Below are 16059 nucleotides of genomic sequence, written 5' to 3'. Positions count from 1 at the left end.
GGGCTATTCTGATCGGGCTTTCCGATAGTGATACTGTCCCACAATGGCCATGTTCAGGGAAGCGTAGAGGGCGCGGGCGGCGGCGTTCCGCTCAGTCACCAGAAGGGCGAGGGTTGTTGCGCCGTGATCATGGGCCCAGAGGGCGGCGGCCCGCAAGATATTGTGGGCGCAGCCTTTTCGGCGTTGATCCGGGGCGACCTCAAGCGCGTGAAGCATTGCAACATTGCGGTGGATCGCCGTGAAGGCGATGCCCGCTGCGCGGTCCCCCGCGCGGCCGAGGATGGCGGTCTTCGGCCCCTGAACGCGGCTCATGACGGCGAGTCGGGCGGGGCCGATTCCGCCTTCGGCCCAGAGTTGGGCGGCGACGGCGAGGGGGGGCCAATGCGGAAAGCTGGTCAGGAAGGCGGGGGGCGGGTCGGCGAGTGCGGCGGTGGGGGCGGCATAGGCGATCACGGGGTCGTGCAGGGCATAGCCGCGCGCGGCGAGGGCCTGATCCAGCGCGGTTTCGGAGGGGCGGAGGACGAAGAGCGGGGATTGGCCAAGGGCGCGCATCGCGGCTTCGGCCTGCGGGATGTCGTCGGGCAGCCAGTCGCCGATGGCGGAGGCGGCCGAGACGCGTTGCCCGCCGCCTTGGCCCTCGCGGATGATCCATGGCCCGTGCCGATGGGTGGCGGCGGGGGGCCATGTCGCCTCGGCCAGTTGGGCGAGGTCTTCCTCGGTCATGGGAATAGCGCGCAAAGGCGGGTCATGGCGGCGTCGATGCGGGCGGGGTCGGTGCCGCGGATGACGAGGTTGGTGCCGTAGACGCCGTTGGTGTTGAAGGGATAGCTGCCCATTGTCAGGTCGGGGAAGTCGGCGGCGAGGGCGGCGAAATCGGCAGCGATTTCGCCTTCGCCGCGGTTGACGCGGTGGGATTGCGATAGGAGGGGCGCGCCGCCCGTGAGCGTGGGCAGGACACCCGCCAGCATCGCCTCGAAGATCGATGGGACGCCCGCCATGACATGGACATTGCCAAGGGTGAAGCCGGGGGCGGTGGAGATCGGGTTGTCGATCAGCGTCGCGCCGTCGGGGATGCGGGCCATGCGTTGCCGCGCCTCGTTGAAGGGCAGCCCCGCGCGGTCGTAATGCGCCTGCAGGAGCGCCATGGCGTCGGCGCGGTGGGTGATTGGGGTGGCGAATGCGGCGGCGATGGCCTCGGCTGTGATGTCGTCATGGGTGGGGCCGATGCCGCCGGAGGTGAAGACATGGTCATACCGGGCGCGCAGGTCGTTGACCGCGGTCACGATGGCGTCGTGGTCGTCGGCCACGACGCGGGCCTCCATCAGGCGGATGCCATGATCCGTGAGGCGCTGGGCGAGGTGGTGCATGTTCGAGTCGCGGGTGCGGCCGGACAGGATTTCATCTCCGATCACCAGCATGGCGGCTGTGGGATTGGGCATTTCGGTCCTCTCTTTGCGCGGGCTGGAACGGGTATAGGTCGCGGCGGGCGTCTTTCAAAGGGGGTGGCATGCGCAGGTCTGGCCTTTGCGGGCGGCAGGGACTATCTAGGCCCTGTTGACGAAAGGATTTCGGCCAGTGGACGAGACGCGCGGGCGCATCACGAAGGACGGTATCCGCATCTACGAGGATGCGGATTTCGCGGGAATGGCCGAAGCGGGCCGGGTGGCGGCCGAGATCTTGGACATGGTGGGGCCTTTGGTGGTGCCGGGGGCCGCGACGGGCGAGATCGACGCCTTCATCACCGAAGAGGTGACGCGGCGGGGCGTGACCTCGGCGACGATCGGCTACAAGGGCTATCGCCATGCGTCCTGCATCAGCGTGAACCATGTCGTCTGCCACGGGATACCGGGGGCGAAGATTCCGGGGCGCAGCAGCGACGTGCTGCAGCCGCAGGACATCCTGAACGTGGATGTCACGGTGATCGTGGATGGCTGGTACGGTGATTCCAGCCGGATGTATGTGGCGGGCACGGCGAAGCCCTTCGCGCAGCGCCTGATCAATGTCACGCATGAGGCCCTGATGCGCGGGATCGAGGCGGTGAAGCCGGGGAATACCTTCGGCGACATCGGCCATGCGATCCAGTCCTATGTCGAGGCGCAGCGGATGAGCGTGGTGCGCGATTTCTGTGGCCATGGGCTGGGCCGCGTGTTCCACGCGCCGCCCAATGTGCTGCATTACGGGCGGCCGGGCAGCGGGCCGGTGCTGGAGGAAGGCATGTTCTTCACCATCGAGCCGATGGTGAACCTTGGGCGGCCGGAAACGAAGGTGCTGGCCGATGACTGGACGGCGATCACGCGCGACAAGTCGCTGTCGGCGCAGTTCGAGCATTCGGTGGGCGTGACGGCGACGGGGTGCCAGATCTTTACCGCCTCGCCCGCGGGCAAGTTCCATCCGACGCAGTAGGGCGGTTTCTGACGCAGAAACCGCGACGGAATTTGACGCAAATTCCGGGGCCTGACCTTGGGCAGGATTTCTGTGTGCAGAAATCGTCGCGAAGTCTGCGTCAGACTTCGCCTTGGACGGTTGCATCCGTCCCAGTGGCGTGAAAGTTTTGCCCCGACAATGCGAGGTGCGTGATGAAGACCGTATCGGAAAGCCGGGCCTTTGGCGGTGTGCAGGGGGTGTATACGCACCCATCCGGTGCCTGCGATTGCGACATGACCTTCGGGCTGTTCCTGCCCGAACAGGCCGAGGACGGGCCGGTGCCGGTGCTGTGGTTCCTGTCGGGGCTGACCTGCACGCATGAGAATGCGATGGTGAAGGCAGGGGCGCAGCGCTGGGCCGCGGAAGCCGGCATCGCGCTGGTCTTTCCCGACACCTCTCCGCGCGGGCCGGGGGTGGCGAATGACGAGGCCTATGATCTGGGGCAGGGGGCGGGGTTCTATGTGAATGCCTCCGAAGAGCCGTGGATGCAGCATTTCCAGATGTGGGATTACATCACGGATGAATTGCCGAACGTGCTGTTCTCGGCCTTTCCCTTGGCCGAGGCGGCGCAGGCGATCACGGGGCATTCGATGGGCGGGCATGGTGCCTTGACCATCGCGATGAGCTTTCCGGGAAGGTTCCGGTCGGTTTCCGCCTTTGCGCCGATCTGCAACCCGACGGCCAGCGATTGGGGCAGGAAGCAGTTCACCGCCTATCTGGGCAAGGACGAGGCCGCATGGGCGGGTTATGACGCGACGCTGATGATGCGGCGCTATGGGTTCGACGGGCCGATGCTGATCGATCAGGGAACGAAGGACCAGTTCCTTGACCTCTTGAAGCCCGAGGCCTTGGCCGAGGCGATGGCGGCGCGGCGGCAGGGCGGCGCGTTCCGGATGCAGAAGGGCTATGACCACAGCTATTTCTTCGTGTCGACCTTCATGGAGGAACATGTGGCCTTCCATGCGCAGGCCTTGCTGGGCTGACCATGGCGCGGCTGTTCGTCGACGCCGATGCCTGCCCCGTGAAGGAGGAATGCGAACGCGTGGCCGTGCGGCACCGGGTGCGGATGATCGTCGTGTCGAACGGGGGCATCCGGCCGAGCGCCAATCCGCTGGTGGAGAGCGTCTTCGTGGCATCCGGGCCGGATGAGGCGGACAAGTGGATCGCGGATCAGGCCGGGCCGGGGGATGTGGTGGTGACGGGGGATATACCCTTGGCGGCGCGGGTCATCGCGGGTGGCGCGGTGGTGGTGAAGCACAATGGCGAGGTGCTGACCGACCGCAACATCGGCAATGTGCTGGCGACGCGCGACCTGATGGCGGACCTGCGCAGCGCGGACCCGTTCCGGCAGGGGGGCGGGCGGCCCTTTTCCAAGGCGGACCGGTCGCGGTTTCTGGAAGCACTGGAGCGGGTGATGCGGGGGGCGGTGGCGGGCGGGTGATCTGCGCCACGGCCATGTCGCGGGGGGGACAGATTTCGCGCGGCGGCGGGCGTTTCCTGCCCCCATCATGACCGAGATTTCCAGCCGGGCCACTTTGACCGGCATCCTTCTGGCGATTGGCGGCAGCGCGATGCTGTCGGTCAATGACGTGGCCATCAAGTTCCTGTCGGGGGATTACGCGCTGCATCAGGTGATCCTGATCCGGGCGGGGATCGGGATGATCTTCCTGCTGGGCTTGATGCATTTTTCCGGGACGGGGTTCCGGCAGATCCTGACGCGGCGGGGGCGGGATCATCTGATCCGCGTGGGCTTCGTCATGGTGTCGAATGTCTGCTATTTCCTTGGGCTGGCGGCGCTGCCTCTGGCGGATGCGGTGGCGATTGCCTTCGTGTCGCCCCTGCTGGTGACGCTGCTTTCGGTGGTGGTGCTGGGCGAGGCGGTGGGACCACGGCGATGGGCGGCGGTTGCGGTGGGGATGCTGGGCGTCGTCGTCATGCTGCGGCCGGGGACGGGGGTGATCCAGCCGGCGGCGATCCTCGTGCTGATCTCGGCCTTCTGCTATGCCTCCAGCCACATGATGACACGGCGGATGAAGGATACGGAAAGCGCGATGACGCTGTCCTTCTATGTGCAATGCGGGTTCATTCTGGTGTCCAGCACCATGGGGCTGGTTGTGGGGGATGGGCATCTGGCGGGGTCGTCCGATGCCTCGCTGGCCTTTCTGTTCCGGCAGTGGATCTGGCCGCCCATGGCCGATTGGCCGTGGTTCCTTGCGACGGGGCTTTCGGTGGCCATCGGCGGGTTGATGGTCAGTCAGGCCTACCGGATGCTGGAGGCGGCGCTGGTTGCGCCTTTCGAATATGCGGCGATGCCTCTGGCAATTTTCTGGGGGGTGGTGATCTTTGGCACCTATCCCGATCTGACGGCGGCGGCCGGGATTGCGCTGATCTGCGGGGCGGGCCTTTATACGCTGTGGCGCGAGACGGTGCGGCGGAAGAAGGATGTGACGGGTGACCCCAGAGGCAGTGATCTTTGACATCGGCAACGTGCTGCTGGAATGGCAGCCGGAGCGGTTCTATGACGCCGTGATCGGGCCCGAGCGGCGGGCGCGACTGTTTGCCGAGGTCGATCTGGCGGGGATGAACGAGGGAGTCGATCTGGGCGCGCCCTTTGGCGCATCGGTGGAGGCGCTGGCCGCGGCGCATCCTGAATGGGCCGTGGAAATCCGCATGTGGCGGGAGCGCTGGTTCGAGATCGCGCATCCGCCCATCGAGGGGTCGATCCGGGTGATGCGGGCGCTGCGGGCGCGGGGCGTTCCGGTGTTCGCGCTGACGAATTTCGGGCGCGAGACCTTTGACGCGGCGGTGGAGCGGTTGCCGTTTCTGGCAGAGTTCGACAGGGCATGGGTCAGTGGCCGGATGGGGGTGATGAAACCCGATCCGGCGATCTATGCGGCGCTGGAGGCGGAATGCGGTGTTGCGCCGGGGCGGTTGATCTTTACCGATGACCGGGCGGACAATATCGCCGTTGCGGCGGCGCGGGGCTGGCAGACGCATCTGTTCGAGGGATGGCAGGGCTGGGCGGCGCGGCTGGTGGATGCAGGGCTTGTCCAGAAGGCGGAGGTGGGGCTGTGAGCGTGGATTTCGTGCCGTTCGAGGCGGAACGGGTGCTGACATGGGCAGGGCTGCTGGAGGCCTTCGAGGCGGGGCATCGGCTGCCGAAGCCCGATATCAAGGACCTGTTCGTCTATCGCGGCGGGGATACGATCCTTGACCGGGCGACGTGGATCGATGGCTTGGGTGCGCTGGTGAAAGTGGCGACGGTGGTGCCGGGCAACGTCGCGCGGGGAAAGCCCACGATCCATGGGGCGGTGAACCTGTTCGACGATGTCACGGGGGAACTGACCGGGCTGGTGGATTTCCACCTTGTGACCAAGTGGAAGACGGCGGGGGACAGCCTGCTGGCGGCGCGGCGTCTGGCGCGGAAGGATGCGCGGCGGTTCCTGCTGGTGGGGGCGGGGAATGTGGCGCGGTCGATGGTGGAGGCCTATTCCTCGGTCTTTCCGGGGGCGGAATTCACGGTCTGGAGCCGCAGCCGGGCGAGTGCCGAGGCGATGGGTCTGCCGGTGGCGGACGATCTCGAGGCGGCGGTCGGGAGGGCTGATGTGATCTGCACGGCGACCATGGCGACAGAGCCGCTGATCCGTGGGGAATGGTTGCAGCCGGGGCAGCATCTGGACCTGATCGGGGCCTACAAGCCGGGGATGCGCGAGGTGGACGATGCGGCGATGCAGCGGGCGCGGGTCTTCGTAGATGCGCGGGCGACGACGCTGCATCATATCGGCGAGTTGATCGAGCCGTTGAAATCGGGGGCGATCACGGAAGCGGATATCGTGGCGGATTACTATGACGACCCTGCCCTGTTCGCTCGGCGGTCGGCGGAGGAGATCACCATCGCCAAGAATGGCGGAGGGGCGCATCTGGACCTGATGACCGCGACCTATATCCAGAAGGCTTGGCGGGGGCGGTGAGCCCGGACTTTTCCTGATGACAGGCTGAGGGGGTTTGTCGATACTTGGCCTGTCCTTGCCGCGAGCGGGGATGTTGGGAGTGTGTCCTGTTCATGTCCTATGCGTCGCTTCCGGATGCGTGTTTCTGGCGTCGTTGCCTGTCTTCACCCGATTTCCTGCTGGATGACCTGTATCGGCCCGAGGTCCTGATCGGGCCGGAGGATGCCGTGGCAACGGCGGGAAGCTGCTTTGCGCAGAAGATCGGGCGGGAATTGCGCCGGTCGACGGCACGGTTCCTTGATCTGGAGCCGGTGCCGCATGGCCTGACGGAGGAGACGGCGGCGCGCTTGGGGTTCGGTCTGTTCTCGGCGCGCTATGGCAACATCTATGGCACTGCGCAGATGGTGCAGCTTGCCGAGGATGCGCTGGCGGGGAAACTGCGGGACGGAGCGTTCTGGGAAAAGGACGGGCGGTGGTTCGACGGGCTGCGCCCGAGGCTGGAACCGGGGGGATTTGCCACGCTGGATTTGGCGCGCGAGGCGCGGTTGGCGCATCTGGCGCAGGTGCGGCGGCTGTTTTCCGAGGCGGGCGTCTTCATCTTCACGCTGGGATTGACGGAGCGGTGGGAGGATGGGCGCGACGGGACGGTGTTTCCGCTGTGCCCGGCGGTGGTGGACCCGGCTTTCGGGCATCCGTCGCATCGGTTCCACAATGCGCGCGTGGGCGAGGTGGCGGAGGAGTTGACGCGGTTCGTTGCGCTGCTGCGGGGCGTCAATCCGGGACTGCGCTTCATCTTCACCGTGTCGCCGGTGCCTTTGATGGCGACGGCGACGGGAGGGCATGTGCTGGGCGCGACGGCGCGGTCAAAGGCGGTGTTGCGCGCGGCGGTGGACGAGGTGGCGGGCAGGGTGCCGGGATGCGACTATTTCCCGTCCTATGAGATCGCCACGCAGAACCCGCTGATGCGCGACGCCTTCGGGCCGGATCAGCGCGAGGTGCGGGACGAGGTGGTGGAGCGGATCATGCAGGTCTTCTTTGCCGGGCAGACGGGCATCGCGCGGGATGCGGCGATGGCCACGGAGGCGGAGCAGGGAACCGAGGTCTGCGACGAGGCCCTGCTGGACGCGGCGCGCGGATGAGGGTTCTGGTCTTTGGCAATTCCCATGCGGCCTGCCTGATGGAGGCGTGGCGCGAGGGCGAGATTGCGGCGGGGCATGAGGTCGAATTCTTCGTGCGTTCGGGCAGCGGGGTGACAGGGTATGCGCTGACGGGCAGCCGGATCGTGGCGGAAACCGAGGCACTGGCCGGGTTTCTGGCAAAGCTTGGGCTGCCTGCGGAGCAAGACCTTGCCGGGTTCGACGCGTTGGCGGTGGTGGCAAGCGAAGTGAGCATGTTCCCACTTGTGCAAGTGTTGAACGTCTACAGGGTGCTGGAGTGGCGGCAGGGGGGGCAGACGGACCGGCCCGCACTGACCGAGGCGGTGTTGCGGATGGCCTTTGCCGAGGCGCTGATGGATACAAGCGCGTCGCGATTGGTGGCGGACCTGCGCAAGGTGCCCGCATTTTCGGATCGGCCTATTCATCTGCTGCCGCAGCCCTTTCCATCCGAGCGGCTGATGACCATGGGGCGCATCCCGGCGGGGGCGGGCTTTCGGCGGCTGCTGCGGGAGGGCATGGCGGCGCGGGCTGCTGCGGTTTATGCCGAGGAATTGGCGCGTTTTGCCGCGCGGATCGGGGCGGTGCTGCATCCGCAACCCGCCGAGACGGTGGCGCAGCATTGCCTGACGGCAGAGGGCTATTCCACGCGGGCGCGCAGGCTTTTCGATCTGGGCAAGCTGCAGCCACAGGGGGACATCCTGCATGCCAACCTCGCATACGGGCGGCTTGCATTGGCGCAGATACTGCGCTGAGGCACGACGGAAAGCGTAGGTTTTTCATAGATTTGTCGGATCTTTTCCGTGGCCTTTCCGGGCCGCAGAAAGGGTCTGGTTACCCATTCTGGGCGAGCATCTTCGGGCATTCCGGAGGTGACGATGTCAAATGTCTACATCATTGCCGGGCAGAGCAATGCGACGGCCATGACGGCCGCCTTGCGTGCCCAGTTGCTGGCCCGCGATCCCGGTGCCATCGTGATAGCCGTCAGCAGTGCCGGGGCACCGTTGACCTTTGGGCGGCAGGGCGACGACTGGTATCAGTCGCGCGACATGAAGGACCGGCTGGTGGCAGAGGTCGCCCGCGTGATGAAGGCCAACCCGGACGCCAAATTGCAAAGCATGATCTGGGTGCAGGGAGAGGCGGATACTTATTCCATCGCGCGGGCGAATTCCTATGCGGCAGAGTTCCAGTCGCTGCTCTCGCATGTCGATGCCGAATTGCGGGCGGCGCTTCCGGGGGTGGCGCGGTCGGCAATGGATTTCGATGTGGTCATTTCGGAACTGTCTTCTGCCGCGCCTGCGGCGCCGGGTCGGGCGCATTGGGACACGATCATCGATCAGCAGCGCAGGCTGGATGCCGGGTCGGACCGTATCACTGGGGTTGATCCGGACGAGGTGGCGCGGGCGGGCGGGTTTTCAGGCAGCGCGATGTTCAAGGACTCGCTGCACTACCGCGCGGACTTCATGGATCGGCTTGCGGCTGCGCTGGTTGACAGGGCGGTGCCGGCCGCGGGGGCCGCGCCGCAGCAGGGAATGGTGATAGAGGGAACGTCTGCCTCGGAGCGGTTGGTGGCCCGCGAGACCCATGACGTGATCCGGGGTGGCAGCGGCGCGGACACGATCTTTGCGGGGGCGGGGGATGACAGCGTCAGCGGCGGATGGGGCGACGATCTGATCGATGCGGGCAACGGGCGCAATTCGGTCTGGGGTGTGAACGGGAATGATACGATCATCGGCGGGGCGGACCGCGACGTGATCTCGGGCGGGAGCGGGCGTGACCTGATCATGGGAGGGCTTGGCGGTGACGTGATCGATGGGGGAGAGGATGGCGATGTGATCTTTGGCGGCTTCGGGCGCGACCGGTTGCTGGGCGGGACGGGCAACGACACGATCCGTGGCGGCGAGGGACGGGACACGCTGACCGGCGGGGCGGGCGCGGATGTCTTTGTCTTTGCCAGCATGGCCGAGATGGGGGCGGGCGTATCGCGCGATGTCATCACCGATTTCGTTCCGGGCGAGGATCGGATCGATCTGCGCGGCATGGGTATGACTTTTTCGGCACAAGGCTTCACGGGAGGGGGGAGGGCCTCTGTCACCTTCGACGCAGCGAACCGGATGCTGCTGGTCGACGGAAATGGCGACCGCGTGGCGGATTGGATGCTGGAACTGGCGGGTCTTGCCCAACTTTCAACGCGCGACCTGATCCTGTGAGGGCACGGGCCTTGCGCATTTGGGTTGCCGGACAGGCCATGGCGGGCCTAGACAGGAGGGCAGGGGGCGCGCGTCATGGACATTCGTTGGTTGCAGGATTTCCTCGCGCTGGCCGAGTTGCGGAATTTCACCCGTGCGGCGGAGTTCAGGAACCTGTCGCAGGCCGCCTTTTCGCGGCGCATCCAATCGTTGGAGCATTGGGTCGGCACCGCGCTGGTGGTGAAGGGATCGCAGCCCGTGCGCCTTACCGAGGCGGGAGAGCAGTTTCGCGAAGGGGCTGGGGCGTCGGTGGAGCGTCTGCTGGAGACGCGGGCGGCGATCCGGGGCAGCCAGTTCGAGGTGATGAGCCAGGTGCGGCTGGCCATGCCGAACGTTCTGGCGCGCAGCGATTTCCGGCGCATCCTTGCAGCCATCGGGCCGAAGGTGCGCAGCTCTTTTTCGGTGATCGTGGGCACGACCGCCGAGGTGACCGCACGCTATCTGGCGGGGGATGCCGATATTCTTTTGGCGCATGACTGCCCCGCCCTGCCCAGCCACGAGGCGCTGGATACGCAGGAGAAGGCGGTGTTGCGGGCGGACAGGTTCCTGCCCTTTGCCGCGCAGGGGGCGGCCTTCGGTTTTCCCGGCACGCCGAGGGACCCTTTCCCCCTGATCGCCTATGCGCAGCGGGCCTATTTCGCCCGGCTGTTTGAGCATGTGGTGGAACGCAGCGCGGTGCCGCTTTCCTATCGGATGGCGGTGCAATGCGACATGTCGGATGTGCTGAAGGAGGTCATCGCGGCGGGGCATGGCGTGGGCTGGCTGCCCGAAAGCGCGGTGGAACCCGGCACGGGGCTGGTGGCGCTGGGCGGGGCGGAGTGGGCCTTGCCTCTGGAGATCTGTGCCTTCCGGCCAAGGCGGGCGGCGGGGCCGAAGCTGGACGCGCTGTGGGAGGCGCTGCGGTCCTAGCCGCGCGCTGCATGGGCCATGCAGGATTTGCATTGGACCGGGGGCCCTGATCGGCGGCAGGTAGGGCGCATCGTTCCGGACCAGAGGACCAGACCCATGATGCACGACATCCGCCGCGAGCAGGACAGCCTTGGCGCCATCGACCTGCCCCGCACCTGCCTTTGGGGGGTGCATACCCAGCGGGCAATCGAGAATTTCCCGATTTCTGGGATGCCGCTGTCGCTTTTCCCGGAATTCATCCGGTCGCTCGCATGGGTGAAGAAGGCGGCAGCACGGGCGAACCTGTCGCTGGGCGTGCTGCCTGCCGAGAAGGCGCGGGTGATCGAGGAGGTCTGCGACGAGATTGCGGCGGGGCGTTGGCACGATGCCTTTCGCGTCGACATGATTCAGGGCGGGGCGGGCACCTCGACCAACATGAACGCCAATGAGGTGATCGCCAATCTGGGCCTGTTGAAGATGGGATACCGGCCGGGAGACTATGCCCATCTGCACCCGAATGACGATGTGAACCGGTCGCAATCCACCAATGACGTCTATCCCACCGCGATGCGCCTTGCCATCGTGGGCCAGTGCGACGCTTTCCGCGCGGCGCAGACGCGGCTGGCCGAGGCGTTTCAGGAACGCGCGGCAGCTTTTGCCTCCATCCGCAAGATCGGGCGGACGCAGTTGCAGGATGCGGTGCCCATGACGCTGGGGCAGGAATTCGCGGGCTTTGCCGTGACGATCCGCGAGGATGTGGAGATCATCGGGCGGCTGTCGGCGCTGTTGCTGGAGGTCAATCTGGGCGGCACGGCCATCGGGACACGGGTGAACACGCCCGCAGGCTATGCCGAGGCCGCGGTGGCGGAACTGGCGCAGGTGACGGGGCTGCCCGTGAAGCTGGCGGGGGACCTGATCGAGGCCAGCAGCGATTGCGGGGCCTATGTCACCTTTTCCGGCGTGCTGAAGCGGATCGCGGTGAAGCTGTCGAAGATCTGCAACGACCTGCGGCTTTTGTCATCCGGGCCAAGGTCGGGGTTCAACGAGATCAGGCTTCCGGCGGTGCAGGCGGGATCGTCGATCATGCCGGGCAAGGTGAACCCGGTGATCCCCGAGGTCGTCAATCAGGTGGCCTTTCAGGTGATCGGGAACGATCTGACGGTGACGATGGCCGCCGAGGCGGGGCAGTTGCAGTTGAACGCCTTTGAGCCGGTGATCGTGCTGAACGTGCTGCAATCGATGCGTATCCTGATGCAGGCCATGGACACGCTGGCCACGCGTTGTGTCGCGGGGATCGAGGCGAACGTGGCGCAATGCGAGGGTGCGCTGGAAAACAGCCTTGTGTTGGCGACGATGCTGGTGCCCCATATCGGGTACGAGAAGGCCGCGCTGGTGGCCAAGACGGCGCTGGGCGAGGGGTCTTCGGTCGCGGCGACGGTGGTGAAGCTGGGCTTTGCCGACGAGGCCGGGGTGGCGGCCATGCTGGCCGATCTGCCGAACGGGTGAGGTGCTGGGGGCCTAGGCCCCCTGCAGGAAGGCGCGGATTTCATCCGCCCTTGCCCATGTGTCGGCATGGCCGAGGTCTATCAGCGCGCCGACATAGCCCGGTTCGAACATGAGATAGCTTTCGATCCGGGCATCACCGCCGGAATAGCCGATGCTGCGCAGGAGAAGGCGCATGGAGCGGGGCAGTTCGCCTGCATGGGCCTTGGCCAGTTCGCGGATGTCGCGCGAGGGGGCGATGGTCGCGGCGTCGATGACGCGCAGGCGCGTGCGGCTGCGGGCCTCGTCCGAAAGGAGCGAGATCGTGTGGTTGATCCGCTCCAGCCGTTCGACATCGGCCTCCAGATTGTCGTTGAATAGGATGTCGAGCGCGTGGCCCGCGATTTCGCCAAGGCTGGGCTGGGCGGAGCGGCGGGGGCCGACCGCGCTGTCGCGGGTGCCGACGATCAGGATGCGGTCCGCGCCGGTGTGGATGGCCGGGGACAGGGGCGAGGTCGTCCGCAAGGCTCCGTCGCCGAAATAGCGGTTGTCCAGATGGACGGGCGCGAAGGCGAAGGGGAGGGCTGCCGAGGCGAGGATGTGATCGGGTTCGAGGATCGCGCTTTCGCCCCGGCGGCGGGCGCGGGACCAGGGTTGCAGGCTGTCATCGCCTTGGAAGAAGGTGGTGGAGGTGCCGTCGGAATAGCTGGAAGCGGTGATGCAGAGCGCATGCAGCGCGCTCGAGCGGATGGCAAGGCGCAGGTGCCTTTGGTTGAACTCGCGCGCCAGAAGGTCGCGGAGGGGGCGGTAGTCGAGAAGGCCACCCGTCATCCGCAGGCCAAGCTGGCCGAGGAGCAGCGTCATCGCCCAGCGGGAACTGCGCGCGAGCATGGGCAGGGCGCGGGAATCATAGATCGAATGGCAATGAAGCGACCGCCAGAGCGATTCGAGCCGGGCCGCGCCAAGCTGGAAGTCGATGGAGGTCATGGCGACGGAGGCGGCGTTGATCGCGCCGACCGAAGAGCCGCAGACGATCTGGAAGGGAGAGCGCTGGTTGCCCGTGATCTCGGCGATGGCGCGGATGACGCCGACATGATAGGCACCCCGCGCCCCGCCGCCTTGCAGGACAAGGGCGATGCGCCGTGGGGGCTGGTCCAGTGCAGGCATTTTTCGTCTCCGCCGGAATGTCTGCGCAGGATGGGCGGGTGCCTGCCTGTGCATGAAGGATTAGAACGACGCTTGCCGAAGTTTGTTCAATTTCCGTGAAATCGTCAGCAGTTCATGCAGGTTCGGGCAACGCACCCCTTGCGAGTCGGGCGGTCCGCGATGAAAGCGCCAGGCATATCCCCGTGGAGCGCAGTCCGTGGTGATGACTTTGATATTCGGGATTTTCTGATTTGGTCGGAGCGAGAGGATTCGAACCTCCGACCCCCTGCTCCCGAAGCAGGTGCGCTACCAGGCTGCGCTACGCTCCGACCGTGGTGGCGGGTTACAGCCCTGCGGCGGCATTTGCAAGGGGGCACGGGTGTTTGCGTCAATCCTGACGTTCGGGAATCCCCATCCGCCGCATCATCACGCTGACGCGGGGCATGGCGCCGGTTTCCGGGCGGCTGCGGGTGGAGAGGACGGGGCGGTTCTCGGAGACGCTGGGCGTGCCTTCGCGCAGGACGATGTAGATGCCAGAGGCGATGATGATCGTGCTGCCGATGGCGGTGTAGAGATCGACCATTTCGTTGAACAGGAGTGAGCCGTAGAGGGCGGCCCAGAGGATTTGCGAATACTGCATAGGGGCGACGATCACGGCAGGGGCGGTGCGATAGGCCTTGATGACCAGAAGCCCCGCGACGAAGCCGAACAGGGCGATGATGCCCATCAGGCCGAGATGCGCCACCGGCATGGGTTCGTAGACGAAGGGCAGGACCGCCCCCATCGCCAGCACGTTGCCCAGCATGGGAAACAGCATCAGCACGGCCGACCGTTCCCTTGACCCGATCTTGCGCACAATGACCGAGGTGAGTGCGCCGGTCACGGCGGCAGAAAGCGCGGCAAGGTGGCCAAGGCCCAGTTCCGCCTCGCCGGGGCGGAGGACGACCAGCACGCCGATCAGCCCCACCACGACGGCGACGCCCCGGCGTAGGCCCACCTTTTCGCCCAGCATCGGGATGGCCATGAGTGTGATCAGCAGGGGCATGGCGAAGAAGATCGCATAGGCCTGCGCCATGGGCAGTTGCGAAAAGGCGAAAAAGCCTGCCACGCCCGTCAGCACCGCCGAGATGGCGCGGAGAAGGCTCCACCACGGGTGGCGGGGAACGAGGTTTTCATCCCGTTTGTCGCCCAGAAGCATCACGGTGACGAGCGGAAAGCTGAGCAGGCCGGAGAAGAAGATGATCTGCACGGCAGAGTAATCGCTGCCGAGGAACTTCACCACCACATCATGGGTGGCGTAGATGCCGAATGCGGCCAGAGACAGGGCCGCGCCCTTGAGGTTGGAATGCGATGTGGTCATTGGGCGGCCTTCGGTCCGGCGCGGGCTGATAGCGGTAACCTAATGGACCGGGCCGCGCCCCGGCGCAAGGTGGGGTTGTGCGATCATTGAAAAAGGGGCACCGGATGGTGCCCCCTTTTCGCGATTGCGCCAGTTCTGAGCGTCAGAGCGAGGCGTCGAGAGCGGCCAGCACCGCATCGCCCATCTGCGAGGTGGAGACGGGGGTGCCGCCTTCCGGACCCATCAGATCGGCGGTGCGGACGCCATCGGCGAGGACCTTCTCCACCGCCTTTTCGACGCGCGTGGCCTCATCCCCCAGGTCGAAGCTGTAGCGCAGCGCCATGGCGAAGGAGAGGATGCAGGCGATGGGGTTGGCCTTGCCCTGACCGGCGATGTCGGGCGCGGAGCCATGGACGGGTTCATAGAGCGCCTTGGGGCGGCCATTGGCCATCGGCGCGCCGAGACTGGCCGAGGGCAGCATGCCCAGCGAGCCGGTCAGCATCGCCGCTGCATCCGATAGGAGGTCGCCGAAGAGGTTGTCGGTGACGATGACGTCGAACTGCTTGGGCCACCGGCAAAGCTGCATTGCGCCCGCGTCGGCATACATGTGGGAAAGCTGGACGTCGGGATATTCGCGGTCATGCACTTCCTGCACGACTTGACGCCACAGGATGCCCGACTCCATCACATTGGCCTTCTCCATCGAGCAGACTTTGTTGTTGCGGCGGCGGGCCAGTTCGAAGGCCGAGCGCGCCACGCGGGCGATTTCGGATTCGGTGTAGCGCTGGGTGTTGATGCCCACGCGTTCATTGCCTTCGGTGAAGATGCCGCGCGGTTCGCCGAAATAGACGCCCGAGGTCAGTTCGCGGACGATGACGATGTCGAGGCCTGCGACCACCTCTTTCTTCAGCGACGAGAAGTCGGCCAGCGCGTCGAAGCACTGGGCGGGGCGCAGGTTGGAATAAAGGTCCATCTCCTTGCGCAGGCGCAGGAGGCCGCGTTCCGGCTTCACCGAGAAGTCGAGATTGTCATATTGAGGGCCGCCCACGGCGCCGAGCAGAACGGCGTCGACTTCCTGCGCCTTGGCCATCGTGTCGTCATGCAACGGCGTGCCGTGCTTGTCATAGGCGCAGCCGCCGACGAGGTCTTCGGTCACGTCGAAGGTGATGCCCCGTTTGGTGCCGAACCAGCCGATGATCTTTTTCACCTCGGCCATGACTTCGGGACCGATGCCGTCGCCGGCGAGGATGAGAAGGGAGGGATTGGCCACGGTGGCGCTCCTGCTGATGCGGATGGGTCGCGGGGTGGCCTAGCGGCTTGGCTGCGCCCGGTCAAGGTGGGGAAGGGATTGGGGGGATCGGCGGTGGGGCAGGACGAGGAAGATCGAGGGCGACGCGGCGGCCCATCCGGATGGATCATGTCAAGGA

At 66.0% G+C, this 16059-nt stretch carries 16 protein-coding genes and 1 tRNA gene; 11 read left to right on the top strand and 6 right to left on the bottom strand.

What is annotated here, in order from left to right; all coding sequences use genetic code 11:
* Positions 1-3: 3 nt before the first annotated feature.
* Together TabM4_RS17290 and TabM4_RS17285 are read right to left on the bottom strand one after the other, a co-directional pair.
* Entirely contained in the window at positions 4-723 is a 720-nt protein-coding gene (locus TabM4_RS17290; protein ID WP_434615198.1) for a GNAT family N-acetyltransferase, read from the bottom strand.
* A complete protein-coding gene (locus TabM4_RS17285) occupies positions 720-1439 on the bottom strand; it encodes a competence/damage-inducible protein A (RefSeq protein ID WP_434615195.1) in 720 nt (239 codons plus the stop codon). Before TabM4_RS17285 ends, TabM4_RS17290 begins: the two co-directional genes overlap by 4 nt.
* A 136-nt stretch (positions 1440-1575) precedes the next feature.
* On the opposite strand from TabM4_RS17285, the gene map reads away from it, so the two are divergent.
* From map to TabM4_RS17230, 11 genes are all read left to right on the top strand, one after another.
* Complete coding sequence (gene map / locus TabM4_RS17280) at positions 1576-2403, top strand: type I methionyl aminopeptidase (protein ID WP_434615192.1); 828 nt, start codon at positions 1576-1578, stop codon at positions 2401-2403.
* 173 nt (positions 2404-2576) lie between these two features.
* Positions 2577-3407 carry an S-formylglutathione hydrolase gene (gene fghA, locus TabM4_RS17275; RefSeq protein ID WP_434615189.1) on the top strand — a complete coding sequence of 277 codons (831 nt, stop codon included), beginning with the start codon at positions 2577-2579 and terminating at the stop codon, positions 3405-3407.
* A 2-nt stretch (positions 3408-3409) separates the two neighbouring features.
* Positions 3410-3865, top strand: coding sequence for a YaiI/YqxD family protein (locus TabM4_RS17270; protein ID WP_434615186.1), 456 nt, complete (start codon positions 3410-3412; stop codon positions 3863-3865).
* Between the two features lie 67 nt (positions 3866-3932).
* On the top strand, positions 3933-4901 hold the full coding sequence (locus tag TabM4_RS17265) for a DMT family transporter (RefSeq protein WP_434615183.1): 969 nt from the start codon (positions 3933-3935) through the stop codon (positions 4899-4901).
* Positions 4876-5499, top strand: a complete 624-nt coding sequence (locus TabM4_RS17260; protein ID WP_434615180.1) for an HAD family hydrolase — start codon at positions 4876-4878, stop codon at positions 5497-5499. Before TabM4_RS17265 ends, TabM4_RS17260 begins: the two co-directional genes overlap by 26 nt.
* Positions 5496-6395, top strand: a complete 900-nt coding sequence (locus TabM4_RS17255) for an ornithine cyclodeaminase family protein (RefSeq protein ID WP_434615177.1) — start codon at positions 5496-5498, stop codon at positions 6393-6395. Before TabM4_RS17260 ends, TabM4_RS17255 begins: the two co-directional genes overlap by 4 nt.
* Positions 6396-6487: 92 nt before the next feature.
* A complete protein-coding gene (locus tag TabM4_RS17250) occupies positions 6488-7513 on the top strand; it encodes a GSCFA domain-containing protein (protein WP_434615175.1) in 1026 nt (341 codons plus the stop codon).
* Positions 7510-8283, top strand: coding sequence for a hypothetical protein (locus TabM4_RS17245; protein WP_434615172.1), 774 nt, complete (start codon positions 7510-7512; stop codon positions 8281-8283). The genes TabM4_RS17250 and TabM4_RS17245 overlap by 4 nt, the downstream gene beginning before the upstream one ends.
* 123 nt (positions 8284-8406) lie before the next feature.
* Positions 8407-9738 (top strand): M10 family metallopeptidase C-terminal domain-containing protein, encoded by a 1332-nt coding sequence (locus tag TabM4_RS17240; protein WP_434615169.1) that lies wholly within the window; start codon positions 8407-8409, stop codon positions 9736-9738.
* Between the two features lie 75 nt (positions 9739-9813).
* Positions 9814-10686: a LysR family transcriptional regulator gene (locus TabM4_RS17235; RefSeq protein WP_434615166.1), complete on the top strand. Its 873-nt coding sequence runs from the start codon at positions 9814-9816 to the stop codon at positions 10684-10686.
* A gap of 96 nt (positions 10687-10782) precedes the next feature.
* Positions 10783-12171, top strand: coding sequence for an aspartate ammonia-lyase (locus TabM4_RS17230; RefSeq protein WP_434615163.1), 1389 nt, complete (start codon positions 10783-10785; stop codon positions 12169-12171).
* A 12-nt stretch (positions 12172-12183) separates the two neighbouring features.
* On the opposite strand, the gene TabM4_RS17225 is transcribed toward TabM4_RS17230, so the two are convergent.
* The 4 genes from TabM4_RS17225 to leuB form a co-directional block, all read right to left on the bottom strand.
* Entirely contained in the window at positions 12184-13314 is a 1131-nt protein-coding gene (locus TabM4_RS17225; protein ID WP_434615161.1) for a patatin-like phospholipase family protein, read from the bottom strand.
* A gap of 231 nt (positions 13315-13545) precedes the next feature.
* Positions 13546-13622: transfer RNA gene (locus TabM4_RS17220), tRNA-Pro, on the bottom strand.
* Between the two features lie 59 nt (positions 13623-13681).
* Entirely contained in the window at positions 13682-14653 is a 972-nt protein-coding gene (locus TabM4_RS17215) for a DMT family transporter (protein ID WP_434615158.1), read from the bottom strand.
* Positions 14654-14795: 142 nt separating this feature from the next.
* Entirely contained in the window at positions 14796-15902 is a 1107-nt protein-coding gene (leuB, locus tag TabM4_RS17210) for a 3-isopropylmalate dehydrogenase (RefSeq protein ID WP_434615155.1), read from the bottom strand.
* Positions 15903-16059: the final 157 nt, after the last annotated feature.

It is taken from the genome of Tabrizicola sp. M-4 (genome assembly GCF_051132405.1).
Lineage (GTDB): Bacteria > Pseudomonadota > Alphaproteobacteria > Rhodobacterales > Rhodobacteraceae > Paragemmobacter.
This window is presented reverse-complemented; position numbering and strand designations above follow the sequence as displayed.

Coding starts and splice junctions, on each gene's coding strand:
- TabM4_RS17235 (WP_434615166.1), top strand. CDS start 9,814: ATGGACATTCGTTGGTTGCAGGATTTCCTCGCGCTGGCCGAGTTGCGG.
- TabM4_RS17290 (WP_434615198.1), bottom strand. CDS start 723: ATGACCGAGGAAGACCTCGCCCAACTGGCCGAGGCGACATGGCCCCCC.
- TabM4_RS17215 (WP_434615158.1), bottom strand. CDS start 14,653: ATGACCACATCGCATTCCAACCTCAAGGGCGCGGCCCTGTCTCTGGCC.
- TabM4_RS17250 (WP_434615175.1), top strand. CDS start 6,488: ATGTCCTATGCGTCGCTTCCGGATGCGTGTTTCTGGCGTCGTTGCCTG.
- fghA (WP_434615189.1), top strand. CDS start 2,577: ATGAAGACCGTATCGGAAAGCCGGGCCTTTGGCGGTGTGCAGGGGGTG.
- TabM4_RS17265 (WP_434615183.1), top strand. CDS start 3,933: ATGACCGAGATTTCCAGCCGGGCCACTTTGACCGGCATCCTTCTGGCG.
- TabM4_RS17270 (WP_434615186.1), top strand. CDS start 3,410: ATGGCGCGGCTGTTCGTCGACGCCGATGCCTGCCCCGTGAAGGAGGAA.
- TabM4_RS17240 (WP_434615169.1), top strand. CDS start 8,407: ATGTCAAATGTCTACATCATTGCCGGGCAGAGCAATGCGACGGCCATG.
- TabM4_RS17285 (WP_434615195.1), bottom strand. CDS start 1,439: ATGCCCAATCCCACAGCCGCCATGCTGGTGATCGGAGATGAAATCCTG.
- TabM4_RS17230 (WP_434615163.1), top strand. CDS start 10,783: ATGATGCACGACATCCGCCGCGAGCAGGACAGCCTTGGCGCCATCGAC.
- TabM4_RS17225 (WP_434615161.1), bottom strand. CDS start 13,314: ATGCCTGCACTGGACCAGCCCCCACGGCGCATCGCCCTTGTCCTGCAA.
- TabM4_RS17245 (WP_434615172.1), top strand. CDS start 7,510: ATGAGGGTTCTGGTCTTTGGCAATTCCCATGCGGCCTGCCTGATGGAG.